Raw genomic sequence first — 294 nt, forward strand, 5'->3', positions numbered from 1 at the left:
GTAAACAGTAGTAAGCGAGCGTTTTCTTTGCATGGTGTTTATATCACTAAATGACTATGCACTTTATAAGTAGTAACACTTAATAATTTAATGCCGCCATTGGGTCTGTAGCTCAGTTGGTTAGAGCGCACCCCTGATAAGGGTGAGGCCGGTGGTTCAAGTCCACCCAGACCCACCAATCTGTTTTCTTGGAGTTTCCAGATAAAAGGCCATTGAAGTAGGGTATTTTTTTCAGTGGTTTTTTATCTGGTATAATCCAGAGGTTCATTAACAATTTGGTAGAGATTAACGAGA

Annotated in this window: 1 tRNA gene; it reads left to right on the plus strand. The window is 40.1% G+C overall.

Annotated elements, in window-relative coordinates:
• Positions 1–101: 101 nt before the first annotated feature.
• Positions 102–178, plus strand: a tRNA-Ile gene (locus tag ACQUW5_RS15320).
• The last annotated feature ends 116 nt before the right edge of the window (positions 179–294 follow it).

This window comes from Legionella pelazae, assembly GCF_052527395.1.